Here is a 26040-nt window from a genome sequence, read left to right on the forward strand (position 1 = left end):
AATACGCTATTATAAATTTCTATTTGGTAAGTGAATTATAGAATATTAAATTTTGAATTTTATGGAAATAGCATGTTAAAAATTGTATCAAAACTAATTATTTCTTCTGTTTATATCAGTTTGCTGAGTCTGCATCAGGTTGAGGCACAAAGTGCGCAGCAGATTGAACAATTTAAACAACTGCCTAGTTCACAACAGATGCAATTGGCTAAACAATTAGGTATCGATATTTCAGGTAAAAACAACGGTGTTGATTTAAACGATAAAAACCAAGCTAACAAAGTGTATCCCAGAGGTACTCAATTTGACCAACAAGGCAATCCAAGAGACGATCAGAAAAATGTTACTGCATACTCAAATAGTGACCAAAAAGCATTAAAACTTTATGGGCAATCATTATTTGCCAATGCTCCTTCTACATTTTCACCTTCATTAAATACGCCTGTCCCCGCTAATTATATAATTGGTCCAGGCGATGAATTAGTTGTGCAGTTATACGGGAAAGAAAACATAAAGTATCAGCTAACGGTTGGCAGGGATGGCAACATCGTTATCCCTAAACTTGGGCCCATTCCAATTGCTACAATGAGTTTCTCGGAAGCTAAAACATATTTGTCCGAACAAATTAAAAAGCAAATCATTGGTGTAGAACTTAGTCTAACCATGGGCAAATTGCGCGGTATGAGGATTTTTGTGATGGGAGAGGCACACAAACCCGGTGCTTACCTCATCAGCTCTTTATCAACCATCACCCATGCGTTGTTTGTTAGCGGCGGCGTAAGTAATATTGCCTCGCTAAGAAACATCCAATTAAAAAGGGCTGGGAAACTAATACAAACACTTGACTTGTATGACCTACTTAATTTCGGCGATACCCGTAATGATGTTATTCTACAACCCAGTGATACGATTTTCATCCCAACCATTGAACGCACCATCTCGATTAAGGGCCAAATTAGACGTCCTGCAATATATGAACTCAAAAATGAGGAAACCTTAAGTGATGTTATAAAATTGGCCGGCGGAAAGCTTGCAAAAGGTTACGAGGGTTCGGTCAATGTTAGAAGGTTCATTGAAGGAGAGCAGTTACAACTGACTGTTGACCTTAAACTTGAGGATATCAACGTTGTTGATGGTGATCAGATTGACATTCCAAATATAACTTCATTTGTGTCCAATTCTATTACCCTGATTGGTGCGGTAGCAAGACCGGGTAAATACCAGTGGAAAGAAAATCTGCAAATTTCTGAATTTTTAGGAAGCAGGGAAAAAAACTTTTTGGAAATTGCTGATTTAACCTATGTATTAGTTGTCAGAGATATCAACAAAAATCGTGACGTTGAAATACTTCAGGTGGATTTGACTGAACTAGATGAAAACGATCCAACCAGTAATATTGAACTAAAAGCAAATGATAGGGTATTAGTCTTTTCTAGGGTTGAAGGTGATGAATTAGGCGATTTACGTATAGCTGACTTGGCCTACACCCAAGGTGAACTTGATTTAAAAGAAAAACAATTATGGCAAAAACGCATTAAGGACAAGTTATTTTGGGAGAGTGTCGGTCTAATCGATGATACGAATACTTCGCCTATAATCACTTTAACAGAAACTGAACGTTATGAAGCTCTTCAATTAAAAGATACTCATCATTACTCACGTAAACGTATGCTGTCACCTCTAATCTTAAAACTACGTGAGCAAGCCAAATACGGCCAACCGTTACAATTGGTAGAAATTGCGGGTCAAATTAAAATACCTGGTGTGTATCCTCTTACCAGGAATAAAACAATAAACAGTTTGATTAAAGCCGCGGGCGGTTTAACTGAGTCGTCTTATTTGACAAAAGCTGAAATAACACGTTCAACTGTGAACGAAAAAGGTAAAGCTAATGTTAATCATCTCAGTTTTAGCCCAGGTGATGTTCTAAATGGCAATATTTCAGATGTTGATTTAACAAGTAAAGATAGAGTTAATATATTTACCACTCCTTCTTGGGAGGAAGAACTAAAAGTTATTGTTAAAGGTGAAGTTGAATTTCCAGGAATATATACTATTCGCCGAGGAGAGACGCTTAAAGAACTATTAAATAGGGCCGGTAATCTTAACCAGTATGGGGATCCAAATAGCGCAATTTTCACCCGTAAATCATTGAGAATACAAGAACAAAATAATTTACAACGATTAGCAGCAGACTTACGAAAAGAAGTCGCGTCTGAGGGGTTAAGGCGAAGCTCCGGAGCAGGCTCTATGATTAATTATGACGATGCTAAAAAGCTTTTAGATGATATAACAAAGGTTGAATCTGTAGGGCGGTTAGTTATCGATTTGCAAGACATAATCAAGGGTAATGCTCTCGTAGATATTGTGCTCGATGGCGGGGATGCCATATATGTGCCTAGAAAAAGCCAATCGATTAACGTTATTGGCGAGGTATACGTGCCTACCTCACATTTATACAACGCTAACTTAACTTTTAACGATTATATTGTTAAAAGCGGTGGTATGAAAAATTTAGCTGATGATGATAAAGTTTATATTATTCGAGCCAATGGTTCTGTCGTATTACCAGGAAGTGGTAATGACTTTTGGTTTGCCGGTGCCAATCAAAACAGTGAAATATTACCTGGAGACACTATAGTGGTCCCGTTTGACTCAGATGATATTGATAGCCTTACTCTGTGGTCTAGCTCCACCCAAATTATTTACCAGTTGGCGGTAGCAGTTGCGGCTATTAGTAGCTTGAGCTTGTAACAAGACAAAGTGAAAATAAAATGTAAGCGCTGGTATGAGATTTATTAGTTGGTTTAAAGCATAGAAAGTAACGATATAAAGACTTTATTGGTTAATTAATGATGCGGTATGAAGGTAGGAATAAAATGTTTGTAATTAATAGTGTTATGTCCCGTAAAGCTGCACAAAGCGGATTTACTTTGATAGAACTGATGATTGTGATTGTAATTTTGGGTTTACTTGCCTCTTTGGTCGCGCCTGAAATGTTTAGTAAAGTTGGCTCGACTCAGAAAAAAGTGGCTGCCACTCAAATGTTGAGTTTCGATACTGCACTGGAAATTTATCGTCTTGATGTAGGCGATTATGCAGAAAATCTCGAAGAATTGAGAAATAGTCAAAAGTCCGGATGGGATGGCCCTTACTTTAAAAAGAAGATACCTTTGGACCCATGGAATAACCCTTACCAATATCGTACTCCAGGAGACAATGGTCAGGGTTTTTATTTGGCATCATATGGTAAAGATGGTCAATTAGGTGGGGATGGTGACAACGAGGATATTATCCATCAATGAGTGATATGAAAAGGGTACTGTGTCAGCAGTTTGCGGTTAGCGATGTTGATTATGAAAAGGCTCTGTCTTATCAAAATAAATATAATGGCCGTATCGAACAAGTGCTTATTAATATGGGTGCACTATCAGAGGAGAAATTACCGGAATTTTTTCAACAGTTTCTAGGCCTAGCATTATACGCAGATGCCGGAATTAAACCCCAACCAGAAAATGTCAGAACACACCTAGATGTCGAGCAACACCTGTGGCTAAAAAATCGTGGCTGGCTGGTGGTTGATATTATCGATAATGATTGGACAATGGTGACCCTTGACCCGCTGGAGATGGAGGTGAATCAGTGGTTTGGCCAAAAAGACATCAATGCACGGATTATGATCGTCAATAAAGTCGAATTTGACCAAATTTTTCTCACTGTAATTGAACCATCAGAAGAAATGTTCTCGGTGGACTTGAGCTCATCAGAAGAAACCCGTTTGCGAGAATTGGCTGCGGAAGCACCGATTGTCAGTCTATTGAATTCCCTCATCACCCGTGCCCTTCGAGAAGGCGCTTCGGATATGCACATTGAACCGATGGAAAATAAATGTCGAGTGCGTTTTCGAGTAGATGGGGTATTGCACGCTGAAGAATATATTCCTAGCGCGATGGAATTACCCTTGATCACTCGGATCAAAATTCTCTCGGGTATGGATATCGCTGAAAAGCGTCGCCCGCAAGACGGTAAAATTGAATTAAAAATTGCCCAGCAAGAACTAGATATTCGTGTCTCTGCTTTACCGCTTAATCTTGGTGAAAGTGTAGTGATGCGTTTCTTGCGCAAAGACTCACTCAATTATGATATGAGCCATCTTGGTTTGGCCCCTGATATACAACGTAAATTGGACAAAGATTTAAAGACCACCGCGGGGGTTATCCTCCTGACTGGCCCTACTGGAAGTGGCAAAACCACGAGTTTGTATACCTTCCTCAGTGCCTTGAATAACGAAAAAGTAAAAATTATTACCTTAGAAGATCCAGTAGAGTATCAGCTCGAAGGCATTAATCAGGTGCAGGTGAAGCCAGATATAGGCTTTGACTTTTCTGCGGGTCTTCGCAGTATTGTCCGTCAGGATCCCGATATAATTATGCTCGGTGAAATCCGTGATAAAGAAACGGCAAGAATTGCCATGCAGTCGGCGATCACTGGTCATTTAGTGTTTTCCACCGTGCACACCAACGATGCGGCCAGTGCGTACACTCGCTTACTTGACCTTGGGGTTGAAGAATTTTTGCTCAATGCTGCGCTAGTTGCCATCGTCGCACAGCGCCTGATCAGAACTCTGTGTGACCAATGTTCCCAGCCCCTTGAACCTGCGGCGGTTGCCAGACTCAAATCTCTGTATCCCTTACAACGGATCAGCGATAGCTTTAATGAAGGTGACGTTTCTATTCGTCAGCCCAAGGGTTGCGAATATTGTGGTCATAGTGGTTATAAAGGGCGTAAGGCGATTGTCGAGTATTTACGCTGTGACGAAGACATACGTGCTATCCCCAAAGACAGTCATTTTATTGATAAAGTGAAAGCGCATAATATTGAGCAACAAAATCGTACCATGCTAGAAGATGGACTGCTCAAAGTAGTGCAGGGCATAACCACCATTGATGAAGTGATGCGGGTTGCCGGTTAATGCCTTGGTTCAAATATACCGCTTATGAAAAAAGTGGCAAAAAAGTAGAATCGTCTATCGAAGCGGATAATATGCCGACGGCGCAAAAAGAGCTCAAAGAGTCTAAGCAGTTATTGGTCAGTTCTATCACCCCGTTACAAGGAGCCGGTGCACAGAGTAAAGGCTTATTTGGTGGCAGCCGGAACGTCGCCATTCGAGATTTAGAGTATCTCACCTCTGAGTTGAATTTGTTACTTGAAAGTGCAGTAATGTTTGATCAAGCAGTTGAACTACTTGCCAAGGCGAAAAGAAATACCGGTATCGGTGAGGTGCTGAGTCAGATTTCTCTTAAACTAAAATCCGGCAGCACCATCTCAGCGGCCTTTGGCAGCTTTAGTACGTTGTTTGACTCACTATATGTGAATTTGCTTAAAATTGGTGAAGAGTCTGGTACCCTCGGCCCTGTTTTTAAGGGTTTATCCCGCGACTTAAAGTTTCGAAATGATTTAAGACAGACTATTATTCAGGCAACTACCTATCCTGTAATTATTTTTGCTGTATGTATGTTGTCAGTTGTGTTTATTTTTAATTATATCGTGCCTAAAATGGCGGTGTTATTTGCCGATGCTGAACAATTACCCATACATACTCAAATTATTTTGGGGATCAGCGACTGGCTGATGGCATATCAAGTCTATGTTGGTGTTGTTTTACTCGCCGGTGCAGCCCTTATATATCAAAACCGTCAAAACCCTCAATTGATTGCTTGGTTTCACCAGCGTTCACGACTAGTGCCTGGGGTCAGAACGGTTGTTCTAATGAGCGACCGTATTCGTTTTTGTTCTAGTATGTCATTGTTACTTAAGGCTGGTATTGCGATGGATACCGCAGTGAGCTTAAGTGCGGGAAACTCTGCTAATACTGAAATTAGACGTGAACTTGAAGGGGTTAGTGAAAGTATTCGTAAAGGTATTCACCTTAGTGAGGCTCTGGCTGCCACAACGTTGTTTTCGGACTTGTTTTTGTCATTGATTGAAATCGGTGAAGAAAGTGGTGAAGTAACCCAAATTTTCAGTGAGTTGGCCGATCGTAGCCGCAATGAGTTTACTCAATGGGTTAGTCGTGTGACTGCGCTATTGGAACCATTACTAATTATCACTATGGGGCTTATTGTGGGGGGGGTTGTGGTGACTATGATGCTTAGCGTGATGTCGATTAATGATGTCGCGGTATAGGTTAGAGTGAAAAAAACGCAAATGGCTTCAATAAAATGTAAACCTTCTGGATTTACCTTAATCGAATTAATGATTGTGGTGTTGATTATGACACTGGGAGCAGGTTTAATCGGACCATTAAGCTTAAAAGAGTTAAATAAATCTAGGGCTAAGATTGAATATCTTGAATTGAGAAACACTTTGAAAATAATGACCACTCAGGCCTATGCTCGAGGCTTTGGGTATCAAGTGGTATTGGCGGAAAAAAACATGACCATAAAATCTTCCATAGGCGAAAAGGCTTATACCTATGAGTATATTACTCTGCCAAGGTTATCTTTTTATATCAATTCTAATGGTTTTCCATCTGTTAATAATTTGATGATTATTGTTGGTAAAAAACAACAAACCCTTAGCATGACGGACATGCTCGGTGTGAATCGGGATGTGATTGATGCGCAACACAACTAGTCAAATAAAATCAATAAAAGGCTTTACCCTGATTGAAGTCCTCATTGCCAGTGTGATTCTATTTTTGTTTTTAGCGATTGCCTCCCAAGCCTTTAATCAATCGGCCACTGCCTCTAGAAAGGCTGAAAGAGCCGCCAAAATTGCAGGGCTTCTACCACTGCTCACTGAGAACATTCGTAATAAAATTGTCGCTGCGAAACAAATTTCTGATCAAGGTGACAGTGGTAGTTTTTTCGACTTAAATTATCAGTGGGAGGCTACATTACTCGAAAGGTTGGGTCCACCTAAACGATTGAGTGTCGAAATTGAAGATGATACGCGTGACCGGTTTAATTTGTGGCAAGTGAATGTGATTATTAGAGAAGGCCTTTATCAACGACGTTGGCAATATGAGGAAATTACTTGGCACAGGTAAAAGAGAGGCTTAAACATAAACAATTTAGTGGTTATACTTTGATAGAAGTATTAATTGCTATGGTTATTTTGATGAGTTTGATGTTTACGGCTAATTATAGTTATTCACAATACTCCGGTTATTGGGCTGGACGATTAGGGCAATTTGATCGCACCTTATTTCAGTTCCAAGGTTTGTTGCAGGTTAAAGATACCATTGATTCGGCAATCCCATATATGGTCGAAAAAGTTCAAGAAGAATACACTTTTTATTTCCTTGGCCGCGACCAAGGGGTCACTTTTGTCACTGCTGCGCCGATATTTGGCGTTACCCAAAACGATGCCTCGGTTGTGAGGTTATTTATTGAAAAAGCAGGCACAAGATACCAGCTGGTTTATGAGGAGGCACCTTTGTCAGATAAAATATTGCTCCGCTTAGATCAGCCATTAAACTTTAAATATCGGTTGGTGTTGTTATCTAGTTCAGAGCCATTGAGGTTCAGCTATTATGGCTGGAAGCAATGGCAACATAAGTTCATGCGCGAAGATTATCCTGATATTTTGCCAAGTTGGCTAAATACTTATGATGCCGCGGACAGTGGGGTACAGCCGCTGGCGATGAAATTACACATTGGTGATGAGGTCATAGCTTATCAATTGGCCGAAGGGCACCGAAAATTAATTAAATTTTATCAGGACGACATGAGGTGATGTTTTGCTAATGAGAAAACAACGTGGTGTCGCATTGATTCAGGTAATAATCATCACATCGATTATTTTATTACTGACGATATTTTTCTTATCAGTGGCCAAAAGTCAGGTCGCCAGAGCCGCTGCATTACAGGCTAAATCTCTAGCATATATGGCTCAATACAGCGGTAAAAACCGCGTTTTGTTTGGTTTGTTAACCAAAGACAGTATGCAGTTGCGCGAACAAGGTTGGAACTTTTACGGGCAAGCATTTTCGATTAACGAGCATACCAAGGTGCAGTTACAAGATCTCAATGGTTTATTTAGTTTTATCACTATGACCGAAGCCACTATGTTAGAACGATTGTTGCAGCAATACCTTGAAAACAAACAAGCGACAACAATTGCAAACAGCGTTATGGACTGGATAGACAGTGACTCTGTTCGCCGCGCCAATGGTGCGGAGCAAAACGACTACCCAGCGGGTATTACGGTGAGAAATGCTAGAATACAAACTTTTACAGAGCTAGTTTATATTAACGGTATGAGCGTGGAAGCAGAGCAGGCACTCATTGCTAATACTACCTTTCAGCCAACCCCTTTTTTTAATCCGATGACAGCCCCGGAACCAGTATTAGCGATATATACCCAAGACAGCAACAAGGCCTCCGAAGTCATAGCCTTGCAACAAACAATAAACTTTAATCGCAAAGAGGTGCGAGATTTGAGTGGCTTAGAGTCTGATGAATCTATTATGTATTTTATTGGGCCGGGATATAGAATAACCCTCACTGCTCAGGTAGAAAATTCTTATGTGGGTAAAATTTTCGAGTATGGGATATTTCCTTATGACATATTTCCGGTAGAAAGCTTGAGTAATATACCTAAGCAGCGCTAATCAGGGTAAGCTTGTGCTTACGAATTGATACTCATTTATGATAACGACAACAACAGTAGAAAATGTATGGAACCGGTTAACAAATCAATACAAACAAGGGTGATCGACGAAATCACTCGTTTAGCTTTAAAACGTACCGGGATACTGACAAGTGAACTTCGTGGGTTGTACTATGACAGGACAAGTCAACAAGTTGCTTATACCGAAAAGCACGAGTTTGTTCGTGCATCAGTTGATATTTTGATACTAGGCAAAGAACATTATCGTGAAGAGAACCGAACTTTTCCGGTGCAAAGTTGGCAAGAATTAAGAAAGATTTTAGCGCTGGAGAGCACTGCCAACGATGCTGAAATCATGCTTTACAAGATGGGAGATTATATTGACGGTGAGCGTAAGGTGGTTACTTGGTCTTGTGCTAAAGATACCTTTACCCGCTTTGGCATCAAGCCATTACTTGTTATCCCGGAAAGCCTGTTACTGCTGTCATCAAGACCTAAGCAACTAGTTGTTTTGTCCCGTGACGAGCAAGTTTTTTGGTTTTATGATAGCCAGAAAAAATACCTCAGTTCAGCAAAAAAGGGTCTTATCGTGAGTAATGAGATGTTTATGGCCTCTGCAGGCTTGGCCACAGACATCTGCCAACGTGAGGTGACTGAACATGATTATCTAAGCACTTTAACAGAGCAACTGACTCCTATACTGGTGCGCCATTTACTAGGATTAAAAACCGGCTTACGTCAACTGCAAACTGTTGATTGGCGCAGCTATGCAAAATACTGTGGTGTAGTGTCTGCAGTGTTATTTATGACTTATTTTTCACTCACCTCAATCTATTTGAAATTACGCTTATCGTCAGCAGTCGATACCTCACAAACCCTCAGTGGTAAAACTGACTCAGTTTTTATGATAAAAAAGCAACTCACCAAAATCGAATTGCAACAGCAACAGTTGTCTGAAGTATCGACAATACCGGGAGCACCTTCAGTTATATGGCGCTTGTTATCGCCTTTGATGCAGCGAGAGGTGATGATAACAAGACTGAGTTATTTACCCGATGGACGGGTATTATTAGCTGGGATCGCCAGTAAAGACACAGAAGTATTAGCTTTCCTTAACCGTGATGACTTGGTCGAGACTCCAAAACTAAATACGGCTACACGCACAGTTGATGGAAAAGACCATTTTAATATTGTCTTTAAAATAAGGGGGGCGAAATAATGACTAATCTTCTGAAAGTTACAGTGATGTTACCAGTGGTCGTGATTTTGTTGTTCATCAAGTTAGCCCTATTACCCATAATGGCATGGCAAAGTGAGTTGTTAGCAAATATTGAACAATACGAGCAAAGAAATACAAAAGCGCAGTGGCTTCTTAATTCAGAATCTGAATTAATAAATCAATTTAGCAAATTGAGCCAAAAATATGAATCTCAGGTGCAGGCTTATTCTAGCTTTGAGGCCACAGAAGATTTTCATATTGAAACTAAAGTGATGATTGATATTTTACTGGGTGAATTTGACTTGAAAGTGACTCGATTTTTTTGGCGTGATTCAACTGATGAAGAAGTGTTTCCTGGCTTTTATAAGGCACGTTTTAATGTTGATTTTACCGGAAAACTTAAAAACTTTGCATTATTACAAGCAAGGCTTGGCACCAGTGAAAAAGCGTTTAAAATATTGAATTTTAGTAATAGGGTTAGTAATCAGTCGGCCACTTCAATGGGCTTAGTGGCTAGCACGCTAACCGTAGAAACCTATTATTGGCTAAACGGAAAACAATAAGATGGCATTAAAAAAAGCAGTAGTATTGTTTAGTGTATTTTTAGTTTTACTGGGCCTAATGGACTTTACTAACCGCCTGACACTGACCAGTGTTTCAAATATGCAGCAAAACGAAATGGTCGACCAAGGTTCAAAGCCGGTGGAACTCAATCACATAATGCTAGACGAGGCGGCAGTTAAAGCCTTGCTTAGCTGGTCAGATATAAAAGCGGTAACATTATTGCCAGAGCCGATACAGCTACCTCCTCCTGTGGTGGAACCCAAGCCCGAGGCACTGGACCAACGTCAAGTGGTGACTGCTGCCATTTTGGGTGATCCCTCTCAATATTTGTTAGGTGATGATTTATTGGCGCTTAAAGGAGTGTTCCATGATGGGAAAGATTTTGCATCGGTGGAGATTCAGAACATTAATAGTCAGGTCAAACGTTATATTACATTTGCCAAAGGTAAAGGGATAGATAAAGTCAGTGGAGGAAGCGTCACTGATTATGTGCTGACAGAAATAGGCATGTACCATGTGGTATTAAAAAAACAAGACGTCGTCGTCAAATTACAGTTGTTCAAGCGAGCAGTAGAGTGAATAAGTTAAGGGGAAGTGATGATTAATTTCATGCGTAAAGGTGCAGTAATATTGTGTTTGGCGAGTTTGGCGAGTTGTACTTCATCTAATAGTCTAGATAAATATAAAGTAAACCCTGCATTATTTGAAGAAACTAATCAAATGATGGTCGAACAAGAAAAAAGTGGAGAGGCATCAAAGACTAGTGAACAAGATGCTAAGGCGCAGTTTACCCGTTTGAAATCGATGGCTGAGCTGTTTAACGCAGATAAGGAAGTTAAGCGGGTGGCCATCACTTTTTCAGCCGTAGACCAAGTACGTTTTTCTGTGGATGCGATGAAATTGAGTGAATTTATTCACCATGTGTTTAGGGATATCTTAGGGGTTAACTATGTAGTGGACAAAACACTTACCAATTTAGCGTCTCCGGTTACCCTGAATTTTCAGAATCCGATCTCTAAAAAAGAAGCGTTTTTGGCCGCAACTGACATTCTACTGCGCGAGCAAATTGGAGTAACCGTAAAAGACAGTATTTATTATTTATTCCCAATGGAAACTCAATCTGAGGGAGATGTAAGTATTGGAGTGGGACGAACTGATGCTGATTTACCGTTGACTCAGGGTAAAGTCTTACAAATTGTGCCGATGAATTTTGGTATTAATATTGGCATTGAACGCACTTTGCGGGCCCTGAGTAATGTGGCGATTACGGTAGATATGGATAAAAATGCAATATTCTTACAAGGTACTCGCAGTAAAGTCAAAAAAGTGATGGAATTGGCTCGAATCCTTGATATGCCATCAAATCAGGGAAAATACATCGCTTTATTACGGCTGACTTACATCTCCACAGAAGAATTTTCAAAACAAGTATCGAGCCTTATGGAGGCTGAAGGTATTCCTATAGGAGTGGATGAGACAAAGCAAAAAAATGTGGTTTTGGTGCCCCTTGACCAAATTGGATTAGTGGCTGTATTTGCCAACAATGAAGCATTTTTATCAAGGATCCAGTTCTGGCATCAACAATTAGACCAACCTTCAAAAGGTGATAGTAAACAGTATTTTATGTATGAACCCCAAAATGCTCGAGCCAGAGATTTAGGCGAAAGTCTGAGCCCACTGTTTGGAAGCAATGTACCCGTTACGCCAGAATCTAAAGGAAATAATAGTCGAGATACTCGTTCTGCGATGAGAACCAGCAAAGCGACATCTGTCGCCTCTGCGGGGAATGAGGACTTAACAATGGTAATTGATGAACGAACTAATACTTTAATATTTTACACCAACGGAATGCATTATCAGGCATTGCAGCCATTGATAAAACGAATGGATACTTTGCCTAGACAGGTCATCCTTGAGGCGACGATTGCTGAAGTTACTTTGTCGGATGAATTTAAACACGGCGTTGAGTTTGCGCTGACCAACGACACTTTGGGTAGCGGTTCCTTCGGGTTAGGTACCACTGGCGCATTTGATACCACCGGTATAGGTGGTTTGGCGGCAGGCTGGGTTAGTGGCAGCGGCAATACCAGTATTACCGCGAATTTAATAAAAACTAATTCCTTAGTTAATATACTCTCCAGTCCCACCTTATTAGTAAGGGATGGTGTAGCGGCAAGCATTACTGTGGGTAATGAAATAGCCTTGGTGACATCGCAAACGTCTATCCCTATCGGTGACACTATTAACGAAAGAACGACCAGCACCATAGAACGCCGACAAATTGGTTTGATGTTGACGGTGACACCCACTATTAACAGCCAAGGGATTGTTATTATGGAGATAACTTTAGATATCTCTAATGAGTTACCGTCATCCGGTGATTCAACTTTGTTGAATCGTCAGGTAACTACCGAAGTAGTGGCAAACAGTGGGCAAACTATTATCATGGCTGGATTGATATCTGAAAATAAATCCAATGGCGACGCAAAAGTGCCATTTTTGGGTGATATTCCAATTTTCGGAAACTTGTTTAAAAGTGCAACTGAAAACCGAGATAAGACCGAATTAGTTATTCTGGTGACCCCAAAAATAATCAATGGGGGCCATCAATGGGATAAAATTAAAAATAAATTTAGAAAAGGGCTTGAAAATGTTGAGTTTTAAATTCAATATTAGGGAATAATTTTGTGCGTACATGCTTTTAGCTGTAAAATCAAAGTTATTATGAACGTTCATAAACAAAGGATTAGGTAGAACGGCCTAACCCATATTTCAAGACTTGGAGTAAGACAAAAAATGAAACAAATATTTAAAAAGACCATACTGGCCGCAGCTATAGCTGGTTTAAGCAATTACGCGGTTGCGGGTGAAGTTATAAATGATACGATAAAATATTCAACAGAAGGTTTAAAAACTTTGGCACCAGATGCTGAAAAAACAATTGAATCGTTAGCTTACGAGTTGGGCGCTAATTATATTGCATCTGATGAGATAACCATTACTTTCTCACCCGCAGGCTCTCTGTCAAGCTTTGACGCCGATGGATATATAATAGCAGAAGGTGATGTTGAAGGTGATTCGATTACTTTTAGTCTGTTAAGCCAGACTGATGACTCCGTGACTTTTCGTGTTACTGCTGTTACTGACAACTACGACACTACAGATACTGAGGTGGATTTTGGTGCAGCTTTGCTAAATGTTTCCTCAATTCTTGCAGATGATGTGTCAGTGACGTATTCAAGCATCAAGGCCGGAAGCGATGCAGCGTTTGACGAGGGTTTCGAGGGTAGTAATACGGGTGTGCTTACGTCGACTGCAAGTCAAATATCAGCTATCACTGTTACTGACAAATTTGACGAGGTAATTGATGTTGATTCTGGTCGCACTCAGTTCGAATTCTCGGGTGAAGACAGTATGACATTCGAGATTGAGAATGACACTTCTTTAGAAGACTCTGCCGCTTTTACTAACACTTATGTTGAAATTGAGATTCAAACTATTGAGGATGGTGAAGACTTGTCATTCTTATCTTTGAATGGAGAGGCGGATTATGATGACGGTGTATTGTACGTTGATTATTCAGGTGCTGTAACCACTGATACCATTACGGTAGACGTTAATCCTGGTTCCCACACATCTTTAGTCGCTCAGGCATTTAGCGTATCTGCCGAGTACTTTGATGGTGAAGCAGATGAGGAAGGTGAAGATACATTCTCTGCAGGCGAAGACGTTCCAGCTGGTGAATGGACTCTAAATGGCAATGTGGTTAATATTCCTTACATGCCTTTCGCTCCGGGTATTTCGCAGATATTATATGTGACTAACTCGGGTGATTTTGATGGCGGTGTTTATGTGACTGCCTATGATGAAGATGGCACTGAGTATGATTTAGGAATGGTTGCTACGGCAGGAGCAAGCTCGGTCACTAAGATCACGGCTCAAGTTAAAGACGCCTTAGCTGCTGAAGGTTTCGAAAAGGGAAAATTGTCAATCGATGTTACAGTTAATGCACCTGATGGAGATATCACAGTGCAAGCAGCCTATAACATTGGCTCAGATCGTGGATTCGTGATCACTGATCAATACAAAAAAAGTGACACGTACGAAATGATGCCCTAACCGCACTAAATTATTTTAATAATTTATAAAAAGGCGACTTATGTCGCCTTTTTTTATATCTGTTGATAACAAGTTTGTAAGGATTTCCAAAATCTTACCTTAGTATAAAATATCAAAAACATAACAAACCCCCGTTTTCATTGTATGCTATGCCTAAATTAAAATAGTGTTTTTAAGGGCTCTCGTGATAGAAAAGCTAGTTCAAAGCCAGAGCAGGGCTACGGTGTTGTTCTGTATCTTAATGGCAGTAGGTATTGGCTGCGTTTATTACCCATCATTGTCAGTGCCCTTTTACTTAGATGATCGCGGCTCGATTGTTAACAATTTGGCTGTTCATGCTGGATCACTCGATTTATTATTGCAAAGCGGCTTGGAGCGGCGCCTTATTGGTTATTTTACTTTTTGGGCCAATTATCAGCTCGGTGGCTTAGAGCCGTCGGGTTATCATTATGTCAATATTGGTTTCCACATCATCAATAGTCTATTGGTGTTTGTTATGGTATTGCAGTTAATCCGCTATTTTAATCCAACTGAACAAGCGCACTGTCGCAGCCTACAGCTTTTATTAGCAATGGCGGTGACAATGGTTTGGGCATTACATCCCTTGAACTCTCAACCGGTCACCTACGTAGTACAACGCCTCGCTTTGATTGTTACCTTGTTTTATCTACTGAGTATCATCAGTTATATCCAAGTGAGACAACACTTGTCCAAATATAAAGCCCTAGCTTACGGTTTATTGCTGTTAGCCTCTATAATTGGAGGGTTACATGCCAAGCAAAATTTTTTCAGTGTATTGGTATTTTTATATTGTTGGGAACTGTTTACCTGCTCTGATAGGACTCGTCGTATTTTGTTAAAGAGTACCCTAGGAATGGGTATTGCCTTGATGTTAGCTGCGCCTTTTATACATGATTTTTTGCTGACGTTAGATGAATATACACGCGATGCTAATGGCCCCTCCCGAGTAGCCTATTTTTATACCCAGCAATTGGTTTTGTGGGATTATATATGGCGTTTTATTTATCCGTTTTCTTTGCAGCTAAATATTGATACCGAACTGCAGAAAAATCTAACACCTCTGGTTGGCTTGGCGTTACTTGCCCATGTAGCGGCGTGCAGTATAGTGTACAAATTAAGAAAAGTGATACCCCTTTTATTTGTAGGTGTGGTCTTTTTTTATACCAGTCATTTGGTTGAATCATTTATTATTCCCATCACAGATCTGTCTTTCGAACATCGAACCTATATTGGTAATATTGGTTTATTATTAGCAACTGCAGGATTGTTGCAATTTTTCTGGCAGCGAAAAAAAACAAACAAAACGGTACATTCGCTCATGGTATGCACAGTGGCATTGGTCATAGTGATCTTTTCCTTTGCTACCGGTATGCGTAATACATTATGGCAAAAACCACTGGAATTTTTTGCTAATGAAGTGGCTTTAGCACCAAAACACGCTAGGGCGAATGCCTCACTTGGTACGGAGTTAATGAAGTTAGGCCGTTATGACGAGGCAGCACCATATTTAAAGAAAAGTGTTGATATTAATTTAGAAAAAAATAAGATCACTGCCAGTGGATTAACAGCCTATATCACGGTGCTATATCACAAAAATGAATATAAAAAAGCTTCGGTCGTGGCAACGCTGGGTCTTAAGTACATAAAACAACGCCATGCCCGCAGTGCTCTATTAGGCAAGATTGCTTTTGGTTATATGCGCAGGGGATTTTATGATTTTGCTAAAGGTTTTTACACCAACGCTTTGAATTTGGATCCCAATAATACTGAGGCCAGAATTAATCTTGGTTTATGTCTCAAAAAGCTTGAGGAGCAAGGTCGCTGATGCTGATTATTGACTGGAACAGCAACAAATACCCGAAAGTATTCGCATTCGTTAACGATGAGGAAGAGCGAGACACGGGCATTAAAAATTGGTATGGTTACTATAGATATCAGTAATATGGTATGTAAATTAGGTAGCCATATAATGGTGAAATATAATGAACGTCCATAAACAAAGGACTAGGCAGAACGGCCTAATCCATATTTCAAGACTTGGAGTAAGACAAAAAATGAAACAAATATTTAAAAAGACCATACTGGCCGCAGCTATAGCTGGTTTAAGCAATTACGCGGTTGCGGGTGATGTTCTAAATGATACGTTAGAATATTCAACAGAAGGTTTAAAAACTTTGGCACCAGATGCTGAAAAAACAATTGAATCGTTAGTTTACGAGTTGGGCGCTAATTATATTGCATCTGATGAGATAACCATTACTTTCTCACCCGCAGGCTCTCTGTCAAGCTTTGACGCCGATGGATATATAATAGCAGAAGGTGATGTTGAAGGTGATTCGATTACTTTTAGTCTGTTAAGCCAGACTGATGACTCCGTGACTTTTCGTGTTACTGCTGTTACTGACAACTACGACACTACAGAAACTGAGGTGGATTTTGGTGCAGCTTTGCTAAACGTTTCCTCAATTCTTGCAGATGATGTGTCAGTGACGTATTCAAGCATCAAGGCCGGAAGCGATGCAGCGTTTGACGAGGGTTCCGAGGGTAGTAATACGGGTGTGCTTACGTCGACTGCAAGTCAAATATCAGCTATCACTGTTACTGACAAATTTGACGAGGTAATTGATGTTGATTCTGGTCGCACTCAGTTCGAATTCTCGGGTGAAGACAGTATGACATTCGTGATTGAGAATGACACTTCTTTAGAAGATCCTGCAGAATTTACTAACACTTATGTTGAAATTGAGATTCAAACTAGTGATGAAGACTTGTCATTCGTATCTACGAATGGAGAGGCGGATTATGATGACGGTGTATTGACCGTTGATTATGAAGGTGCTGTAACCACTGATACCATTCGTATAGACGTTGATTTTCCTTCCAACACACCTTTAGTCGCTCAGGCATTTAGCGTATCTGCCGATTACTTTGATGCTGGAGCGGATGAGGAAGGTGAAGATACATTCTCTGCAGGCATAGACGTTCCAGCTGGCGAATGGACTCTAAATGGCAATGAGGTTAATATTCCTTACATGCCTTTCGCTCCGGGTATTTCACAGATATTATATGTGACTAACTCGGGTGATTTTGATGGCGGTGTTTATGTGACTGCCCATGATGAAGATGGCACAGAGTATGATTTAGGAATGGTTGCTACGGCAGGAGCAAACTCGGTCACTAAGATCACGGCTCAAGTTAAAGACGCTTTAGCTGCTGAAGGTTTCGAAAAGGGCAAATTGTCAATCGATGTTACAGTTAATGCACCTGATGGAGATATCACAGTGCAAGCAGCCTATAACATTGGCTCAGATCGTGGATTCGTGATCACTGATCAATACAAAAAAAGTGACATGTACGACGGCCCTTTATAAATTATTTAAATAATTTATAAAAAGGCGACTTATGTCGCCTTTTTTATATCTGTTGATAACAAGTTTGTAAGTGTTAATAACATGTTAGACAGACGGCCTATATCACCGTGCTGTATCACAAAAATGCCTGTAAAAAAGCTTTGGTCGGGGTGACCAAATTAACAAGCCACCCATGATACAAACTCAACAGCCAATGATAATTTTAAACAACTGATTTCGTTATTTTAAATCTTTAATCGTACAGTACTGCGATCAAGCTAATTGTCGGGAATTGCGGTTCAGTCCTTACTTTTTTTTACTTTCCATCGACTCTCAGTTCGCCCGTTATTTCTGATATTGAGTAGCGATCCTTGAAACCTCAGCTGCATTGCTGTCGCTACTCGCCTCAATTACATATTAATCATATGTTCATGGGCTCGCAGCTTGACGGCTTTGCTGAGGTGGCAATAATTTAGTAAAAAGGGAACGTGTTTTTGAAAGGGTTTCTAACTTTCTAATTATTTGAAGAAACGAACTTAGGCTCGTTTTTTTGTTTTTGGCTACGATGTTTTTATGCTCTAATGATATCCGATTAGGTGGCCCCGTCAACGCATTTTCCGCCTTTAAAGTTTCAGTAAAAAATAGTTTATCCATGGGACAAATGACGTGGACGTCAGGTTTGGGTGCTGATCATTAATTAAATAGAGGTCCTATTATTTGACTTTTAATTTGGTATTGATGCTAGTAGTATAAGGTCAGTAACCATACAATGGTGAAATATTATGAACGTTCATAAACAAAGGGTTAAGTAGAACGGCCTAACCCATATTTCAAGACTTGGAGTAAGACAAAAAATGAAACAAATATTTAAAAAGACCATACTGGCCGCAGCTATAGCTGGTTTAAGCAATTACGCGGTTGCGGGTGATGTTCTAAATGATACGTTAGAATATTCAACAGAAGGTTTAAAAACTTTGGCACCAGATGCTGAAAAAACAATTGAATCGTTAGTTTACGAGTTGGGCGCTAATTATATTGCATCTGATGAGATAACCATTACTTTCTCACCCGCAGGCTCTCTGTCAAGCTTTGACGCCGATGGATATATAATAGCAGAAGGTGATGTTGAAGGTGATTCGATTACTTTTAGTCTGTTAAGCCAGACTGATGACTCCGTGACTTTTCGTGTTACTGCTGTTACTGACAACTACGACACTACAGAAACTGAGGTGGATTTTGGTGCAGCTTTGCTAAACGTTTCCTCAATTCTTGCAGATGATGTGTCAGTGACGTATTCAAGCATCAAGGCCGGAAGCGATGCAGCGTTTGACGAGGGTTCCGAGGGTAGTAATACGGGTGTGCTTACGTCGACTGCAAGTCAAATATCAGCTATCGATGTTACTGACAAATTTGACGAGGTAATTGATGTTGATTCTGGTCGCACTCAGTTCGAATTCTCGGGTGAAGACAGTATGACATTCGAGATTGAGAATGACACTTCTTTAGAAGATCCTGCAGAATTTACTAACACTTATGTTGAAATTGAGATTCAAACTATTGAGGATGGTGAAGACTTGTCATTCGTATCTTTGAATGGAAATGCGAATTATGATGACGGTTTATTGACCGTTGATTATGAAGGTGCTGTAACCACTGATACCATTCGTATAGACGTTGATTCTCCTTCCATCACACCTTTAATCGCTCAGGCATTTAGCGTATCTGCCGATTACTTTGATGCTGGAGCGGATGAGGAAGGTGAAGATACATTCTCTGCAGGCGAAGACGTTACAGCTGGTGAATGGACTCTAAATGGCAATGTGGTTAATATTCCTTACATGCCTTTCGCTCCGGGTATTTCGCAGATATTATATGTGACTAACTCGGGTGATTTTGATGGCGGTGTTTATGTGACTGCCTATGATGAAGATGGCACTGAGTATGATTTAGGAATGGTTGCTACGGCAGGAGCAAGCTCGGTCACTAAGATCACGGCTCAAGTTAAAGACGCCTTAGCTGCTGAAGGTTTCGAAAAGGGAAAATTGTCAATCGATGTTACAGTTAATGCACCTGATGGAGATATCACAGTGCAAGCAGCCTATAACATTGGCTCAGATCGTGGATTCGTGATCACTGATCAATACAAAAAAAGAAGTGACATGTACTTCGACTAAATAATTTTAATAATTTATAAAAAGGCGACTTATGTCGCTTTTTTTTATATCTGTTGATAACAAGTTTGTAAGGGTTACCAAAATCTTACCTTAGTATAAAATATCAAAAACATAACAAACCCCCGTTTTCATTGTATGCTATGCCTAAATTAAAATAGTGTTTTTAAGGGCTCTCGTGATAGAAAAGCTAGTTCAAAGCCAGAGCAGGGCTACGGTGTTGTTCTGTATGTTAATGGCAGTTGGTATTAGCTGCGTTTATTACCCATCATTGTCAGTGCCCTTTTACTTAGATGATCGCGGCTCGATTGTTAACAATTTGGCTGTTCATGTTGGTGCACTCGATTTACAGTTGCAAAGTAGTCTGAGACAAAGTTTTTTTGGCTACTTTATTTTTTGCGTAATGAGGTCAGGATCTTTATTTTGCAAACGTTAACCCCAACAATGCTGATTGAACAAACAGTCAATCTTCGAATACTGCATATAGGGAAGTACTTTCCACCAAATTTTGGTGGCATAGAAACCTTTATGTCTCAGCTGATGCTTGAACAGCAAAAGTTGGGCTTGATTGTTTCTGGCGTTATTCATTGCAAAAAAAAGCAATTCACTAAAGTTGAGCATGTCTGGCATGGGTGTAAGCTTTATTGTGTAAATACCTACGGTCAGTTCGCCTATGCTCCTATTGCTCCAGCATTTCCGATGGTGCTGTTAAAAGCACTGAAACATGAGCGTCCTGATATTGTGCATATTCACATGCCTAACTCGTCGGCTTACTGGCTTCTGGTATTATCGCTCTTTACTAAAAAAAACCAAAAGTGGGTGGTCCATTGGCATTCAGACGTATTGGGCACAATTCCTGACCTAAAAGTTAAGTTGCTTTATCCAATATATTGCATATTTGAAAGATGGCTGTTAAAAAAAGCAGACGCAGTAATTTGTACATCGCCCAATTATCTTGAATCAAGCAAACCCCTTACCTCATATCAAAATAAATGCTTCGTTATTCCACTGGGTATTAGTATCCCCGAGGGCACACAAAAACCGAGTATTTCCAAAGGTCATGATGACAACACCCTAAGACTGATTTGTATTGGGCGGTTAACTTATTATAAAGGTCACGCTTTATTGTTTGAAGCAATAAAGCAATTAACGTTACTGGGTAAAAATATTATTTTAGATGTGGTTGGGGAAGGAGAATTAAAAAACCAATTACAAGCAATGGCAAAGGATAAGGGACTTGAGCGGTGCATACATTTTCACGGAGGGGTATCAGAAGCCGAAAAATACCGGTTATTAAACCATGCCAACATGCTGTGCCTTCCGTCAATCGAGCGCACTGAAGCTTTTGGAGTCGTTATACTAGAAGCGGCGGCAATGGCTAAGCCTGCCTTAGTTAGTGATGTTGAAGGCTCAGGGATGTCGTTTGTAGTTAAAGAACGGGAGACAGGCTTAGTGGTAAAGGCTAATTCCGTTGAGAGCCTGCGTAAACAATTATTATGGGCGCAGCAAAATCTTGACCATTTACAGCTATTTGGAGGGGCTGCTTGTCTTAGGTTTAATGAAATTTTTTCTATGGAAACGGCTTCTCTGAAAATTAGTAGTGTTTATATTGGTGATAAAATTGAACCGGCTGTCTAGTATGGATGTGGTTGAATGGGGTCATGTGGCGGGGACTCGTATTTTGCATAACTTCCCTTTTTAAACCGTGATTGTTTTATTTATGTCCAATTTAGTTGACATGAAATATGAATTGGAAAATCGATATTTGAAATATCAGAAATCCATAGTCAATATTACTTGACTAAGGATTATTAAATGTCAACATCCTGTAACTAATTTACTCTATAAGGGGCTGTATTTTATAGTGAAGCTTACAGATGATGACGGTTTTTAAGGTTATTTAATTACAAGTGTTATGATAGGTTATTCTTCAGTAATAAAAACTTTATCAGCGAGATTGTTGAGTGGCTTTGGGGGAGATTTTCCTTAACTAGGCTTCCAGGTTTGAATTCAGTCACTTTTTAAATGAATCACCATGGGACTGATTAAATGTTAAATACCACATAAGACACTGGGCAGTGTTAAGTTAACCAGCACATTGTTGCTTAGATTAGATGAGTGTTTAAAGTGAACGATAATAATCCGAACGTGATGATTTTTCTGGCGACATTCAACGGTGAGATGTTTATTAATGAGCAAATTGAAAGCATAATAAACCAGACATACCAGAATTGGCTGTTATTGATTAGAGATGATGTGTCTACAGATAGCACTTTACTGCTTTTAAAGAAATGGCAAACGAGGGATCTGAGAATACGAGTGTTAGATAATTTTGAAGAGCCAAGTGGGTCTGCGTTAAATAATTTTTCTAGAATAGTATCGCATCATAATAAGTGTGAAGCTGATTATTATTGTTTCTGTGATCAAGATGATATTTGGATAGCTGACAAGTTATCTAAGTCGTTAAAGTTATTAATTGAAATTGAAAATGACAGCGGATTAAATAGGTTGCCCGCATTGGTGCATAGCGATCTTGAAGTTATTGACCGAGACTTTAAAACGATTAATCGCTCATTTATAGCAATGAATAGGTTACGTCCATCTGATGAAAGCATGCCGGCAAGATTGCTATCAAGAAATGAAGTGACCGGTTGTACATTGATGTGTAACAAAGCATTGCTTGATATAGCCAGTCCGATACCATTTGATGTCATCATGCATGATTGGTGGCTCGCTTTGGTGGCAAGCTACATGGGGCGCATTAGGTTTTTAGATGAAACACTTGTTCATTATCGTCAACACAGCCAGAACGTTATTGGTGCAAAGTCTTTTTGGCATGGCCTAAACCCCTTTAATAATTGGTTTATTGGATGGCGCAAAGGTGATCTCGAATTTTCACGCACTATGCAGCAGTCTGCACAGTTATATTTTCACTTGAAACGGAAAAATATTCTTTCTAAGCAAAAGCTTGACGAAATCTACTCATATTCTCAGCTTGGCACTATGTCCATTTTCCAAAGATTAAAAACCGCTATTAATATGCCGATTTGGCGAACTCATTGGCTGTTGAGTATGGTGTTATTTTTCCGCTTGATTTTATTGCCAAGACAAAAATAAATGAGCAGACAATTAGCGGTTAGCATTGTTAACTATATTCATGCCGAGAAAACTATGGCGTGCATCAATAGTTTGCTGGCAGCGCATGCCTTTGCTGACGACGATTGCCTTCTGGAAATATGGGTAGTTGATAATTTTTCATCGGATTATTGTAACCGCTTTTTGGAAAACACATTAAGTAGTTTGGGAAATGTTCACTTAATCTCGCTGCCTAAAAATCTGGGTTTTGCCGCTGGGCATAATAAAGCGTTGGCTGAAATTATGGAGAATAATAATTTCGATTTTGTCTGGTTGTTAAACAATGATGTTGTGGTAGACGAAGGGGCGATCAAGGCACATTTAGCCACTGCGCTAGAAGCACCAGAAGTCTCAATGTGGGGGAGTACCCTTCTGGAGGCAGACGGGCAATCAGTTCAATGTGCGGGGGGGTGCTTTTATTCACCCTGGTTGAGTACATTTAAACAATATGGCTTTGGTCAAAAAATTGAAAAACTTTTTTTAGAGCCAGTGCCAAGATTTGATTATATTGTAGGTGCCTCGATGTTTTTTCCTGCTGCAACATTAAGTTTTTTATATGGTGTGAAAAAACATAATGCATGTAAAAAACACACTTGGTTAAATGAAACGTTTTTTTTATATTTTGAAGAATTAGATATTGCCCAACAACTCGGTGACGAGGCTATTTTAGGCTGGTGTGAAAATGCTCGAGTTATTCATTTAGGGGGCCTTAGCACGGGTGCAGGGCAGGGCAATATTTCGGCAGTAGCAGTTTATAATTCTACACTTAGCGCATTGAAGTTCACTTGGCTCTATTACCGAACTAAGCTTTTGTTAATAGTGCCATTTAGATTTTTTGCAAAATCGTTACAATTGTTATTGATTGGTAAGCCAAGTTTAATCATCAAGGTGATAAAGGCATACTATGATTTTTTTACTTGGTTAAAAAGAGCCGACACACCTTGATATTACATAACAGTCAGCAGTAATACGCAAAGAGTTTCTGGATTATGTGAAGTAATTCGGCGTTTAACAGCCATTAAATAGTTAACGTGGTCAGGTTTTGTGTTTACATTAATCATCTTCTAGGCTGAAACTGTTTAATTTATATCTTATTTAGTTGAGGCAAACCATGAGTGGTTCACTTTGATTAGATTTTGTCATTATCTTTAATCATAATACTTCACGAGGCAACAGTAGGAATTCAATCTATTTTCAGGGTGCTAAGTTTTTCCTGTTTCTTGTTGCTAAAGACAAACAGCGCCTCGCTTAAGACCGACAATTCAAGTTCCTTCACAACGACCACGATCAAGCGTTGTGGTTGAATTAACCGGACACTTCAATAAGTGTTGTGGTTGAATTAACCGGACACTTCAATAAAGGATTATAATCCTGTTAATTGAGGTGAATATGACTAAACGAACAAATAAACATTATCCCGCAGAATTTAAACAAGAAGCGGTCGCTCTGGTAATAGAGCAAGACTATCCAATCGTACAAGCTGCTGCATCTTTAGGTGTGACAGACAAACTACTTTACAACTGGGTAGCTAAGCATAAGAAACAGGCACTAGGTGATGCATTATCTGGTGATGAACGGGCAGAGTTAATTCAGCTCAGGAAAGATAGTAAACGTCTACAAATGGAGCGTGAAATCCTAAAAAAGGCCAGTGCCTTCTTCGCGAAAGAAATGAAGTAAGATATTCTTTTATAAGTGAGCTTGATGCGAAGTATCCGGTGTCAGTTGCTTGTAAAGTGATGGAAGTGAGTTCGTCAGCATACTACGCATGGCTAAAAAAACCTGGTGAACTCATTAGCGCTCAAATGCTAAGACTGTATCGACGAGCCAAAGCATTATTCAAGGCAAGTCGAAACAGTTTAGGCAGCAGAGAGCTTGCTAAAGCACTACGCAAAGAAGGCTTTGAAATAACGCGGTATCGCGCCATTAAGTTAATGGAACGGCTTAAATTAGTTGTGACTCAGCGAATAGCTTATAAAGTGACAACCAAGCGCAAACACAGTGATGCTGTGGCTGACAACTTGCTAAATATGAATTTCAATCCTGTTGGACCCAATCAAATTTGGGCGGGTGATGTGTCCTATTTAAAGACTGGTGAGGGCTGGTTATATCTAGCAATTGTCATGGATTTGTACTCACGCCGTATTGTGGGCTGGCATATATCAAAACGCATGACGCGTGATTTGGTCGAGCAAGCGCTGATAAAGGCTCATAACTTACGCAAACCACCAAAAGGTTTGGTGGTTCACAGTGACAGAGGCTCTCAGTACACGAGTAAAGGCTTTAGAAATCTACTGTCGCGATTAGGTTGTCGAGCTAGTATGGGGGATGTTGGAGCTTGCTGGGATAATGCTGTTGTGGAGCGCTTCTTTGGAAGTTTAAAGCATGATTGGTTGTTTAAAGTACCGCAGCCCACTCGAACACATATGCGAGAAGATGTTGCTAGGTACATGAAATATTATAATGTTGAGCGACTACATTCAGCTAATTTGGATCAATCGCCAATTGAATTTGAAAACTCCTTTAGAAAAGTGTCCGGTTGGACTTGACCAGAACAAAGGGATTATAATCCTGTTAATTGAGGTGAATATGACTAAACGAACAAATAAACATTTGATCTTCCCCTGAAACTGTAGACACTTTTTACTTAGAAACCGAAGTAAGGTAAAAAGTGTTATGAATAAAAAATATCCCGATGAATTTAAACAAGAAGCGGTCGCTCTGGTAATAGAGCAAGACTATCCAATCGTACAAGCTGCTGCATCTTTGGGTGTGACAGACAAACTACTTTACAACTAGGTAGCCAAGCATAAAAAAGAGGCACTAGGTGACGTGTTGTCGGGCGCGT

At 39.9% G+C, this 26040-nt stretch carries 21 protein-coding genes; all 21 read left to right on the forward strand.

Annotated elements, in window-relative coordinates; all coding sequences use genetic code 11:
* Positions 1–72 precede the first annotated feature (72 nt).
* The 21 genes from Q0Y52_RS10290 (at position 73) to Q0Y52_RS10390 (ending at position 25991) form a co-directional block, all read left to right on the forward strand.
* Positions 73–2754: an SLBB domain-containing protein gene (locus Q0Y52_RS10290; RefSeq protein WP_297821226.1), complete on the forward strand. Its 2682-nt coding sequence runs from the start codon at positions 73–75 to the stop codon at positions 2752–2754.
* Between the two features lie 125 nt (positions 2755–2879).
* A complete protein-coding gene (gspG, locus tag Q0Y52_RS10295) occupies positions 2880–3305 on the forward strand; it encodes a type II secretion system major pseudopilin GspG (RefSeq protein WP_297821228.1) in 426 nt (141 codons plus the stop codon).
* On the forward strand, positions 3302–4972 hold the full coding sequence (locus tag Q0Y52_RS10300; RefSeq protein ID WP_366939277.1) for a GspE/PulE family protein: 1671 nt from the start codon (positions 3302–3304) through the stop codon (positions 4970–4972). Before gspG ends, Q0Y52_RS10300 begins: the two co-directional genes overlap by 4 nt.
* Positions 4972–6186, forward strand: a complete 1215-nt coding sequence (locus tag Q0Y52_RS10305) for a type II secretion system F family protein (protein WP_297821230.1) — start codon at positions 4972–4974, stop codon at positions 6184–6186. The genes Q0Y52_RS10300 and Q0Y52_RS10305 overlap by 1 nt, the downstream gene beginning before the upstream one ends.
* Before the next feature lie 6 nt (positions 6187–6192).
* Positions 6193–6636 (forward strand): Tfp pilus assembly protein FimT/FimU, encoded by a 444-nt coding sequence (locus Q0Y52_RS10310; protein ID WP_297821232.1) that lies wholly within the window; start codon positions 6193–6195, stop codon positions 6634–6636.
* On the forward strand, positions 6620–7051 hold the full coding sequence (locus Q0Y52_RS10315; protein WP_297821234.1) for a type II secretion system protein: 432 nt from the start codon (positions 6620–6622) through the stop codon (positions 7049–7051). The genes Q0Y52_RS10310 and Q0Y52_RS10315 overlap by 17 nt, the downstream gene beginning before the upstream one ends.
* Entirely contained in the window at positions 7039–7740 is a 702-nt protein-coding gene (locus tag Q0Y52_RS10320; RefSeq protein ID WP_297821236.1) for a prepilin-type N-terminal cleavage/methylation domain-containing protein, read from the forward strand. Before Q0Y52_RS10315 ends, Q0Y52_RS10320 begins: the two co-directional genes overlap by 13 nt.
* Before the next feature lie 10 nt (positions 7741–7750).
* Positions 7751–8617 carry a type II secretion system protein GspK gene (locus tag Q0Y52_RS10325; RefSeq protein WP_297821238.1) on the forward strand — a complete coding sequence of 289 codons (867 nt, stop codon included), beginning with the start codon at positions 7751–7753 and terminating at the stop codon, positions 8615–8617.
* Between the two features lie 66 nt (positions 8618–8683).
* Positions 8684–9835: a hypothetical protein gene (locus tag Q0Y52_RS10330; RefSeq protein ID WP_297821240.1), complete on the forward strand. Its 1152-nt coding sequence runs from the start codon at positions 8684–8686 to the stop codon at positions 9833–9835.
* Complete coding sequence (locus Q0Y52_RS10335) at positions 9835–10398, forward strand: hypothetical protein (protein ID WP_297821242.1); 564 nt, start codon at positions 9835–9837, stop codon at positions 10396–10398. The genes Q0Y52_RS10330 and Q0Y52_RS10335 overlap by 1 nt, the downstream gene beginning before the upstream one ends.
* 1 nt (position 10399) lies before the next feature.
* Entirely contained in the window at positions 10400–10978 is a 579-nt protein-coding gene (locus tag Q0Y52_RS10340; RefSeq protein WP_297821244.1) for a hypothetical protein, read from the forward strand.
* A gap of 18 nt (positions 10979–10996) precedes the next feature.
* Positions 10997–13063, forward strand: coding sequence for a secretin N-terminal domain-containing protein (locus Q0Y52_RS10345; protein ID WP_297821246.1), 2067 nt, complete (start codon positions 10997–10999; stop codon positions 13061–13063).
* Positions 13064–13195: 132 nt separating this feature from the next.
* Positions 13196–14518: a hypothetical protein gene (locus Q0Y52_RS10350; RefSeq protein WP_297821247.1), complete on the forward strand. Its 1323-nt coding sequence runs from the start codon at positions 13196–13198 to the stop codon at positions 14516–14518.
* 226 nt (positions 14519–14744) lie between these two features.
* The gene (locus Q0Y52_RS10355) at positions 14745–16364 is read left to right on the forward strand and encodes a hypothetical protein (RefSeq protein ID WP_297821249.1); all 1620 of its coding nucleotides are present in this window, start codon (positions 14745–14747) and stop codon (positions 16362–16364) included.
* A 229-nt stretch (positions 16365–16593) separates the two neighbouring features.
* Positions 16594–17910, forward strand: coding sequence for a hypothetical protein (locus Q0Y52_RS10360; protein WP_297821251.1), 1317 nt, complete (start codon positions 16594–16596; stop codon positions 17908–17910).
* Positions 17911–18743: 833 nt separating this feature from the next.
* Entirely contained in the window at positions 18744–20063 is a 1320-nt protein-coding gene (locus tag Q0Y52_RS10365) for a hypothetical protein (RefSeq protein ID WP_297821253.1), read from the forward strand.
* A 420-nt stretch (positions 20064–20483) separates the two neighbouring features.
* Positions 20484–21698 (forward strand): glycosyltransferase, encoded by a 1215-nt coding sequence (locus Q0Y52_RS10370; RefSeq protein ID WP_297821255.1) that lies wholly within the window; start codon positions 20484–20486, stop codon positions 21696–21698.
* Positions 21699–22187: 489 nt separating this feature from the next.
* Complete coding sequence (locus tag Q0Y52_RS10375) at positions 22188–23177, forward strand: glycosyltransferase family 2 protein (protein ID WP_297821257.1); 990 nt, start codon at positions 22188–22190, stop codon at positions 23175–23177.
* Positions 23178–24140: a glycosyltransferase family 2 protein gene (locus tag Q0Y52_RS10380; RefSeq protein WP_297821259.1), complete on the forward strand. Its 963-nt coding sequence runs from the start codon at positions 23178–23180 to the stop codon at positions 24138–24140. It begins immediately after the preceding gene.
* Positions 24141–24584: 444 nt separating this feature from the next.
* Positions 24585–25741 (forward strand): IS3 family transposase gene (locus Q0Y52_RS10385; protein ID WP_297816348.1). Its coding sequence is split into 2 segments (ribosomal slippage): positions 24585–24831 and positions 24831–25741, totalling 1158 coding nucleotides; the frame shifts between segments, so codons are not numbered across the junction.
* A 127-nt stretch (positions 25742–25868) separates the two neighbouring features.
* Entirely contained in the window at positions 25869–25991 is a 123-nt protein-coding gene (locus tag Q0Y52_RS10390) for a transposase (RefSeq protein ID WP_297821261.1), read from the forward strand.
* Positions 25992–26040 lie beyond the last annotated feature (49 nt).

Origin of the sequence: uncultured Paraglaciecola sp., assembly GCF_943787955.1 — a bacterium.
In the GTDB taxonomy this organism is placed as follows: Bacteria; Pseudomonadota; Gammaproteobacteria; order Enterobacterales; family Alteromonadaceae; genus Paraglaciecola.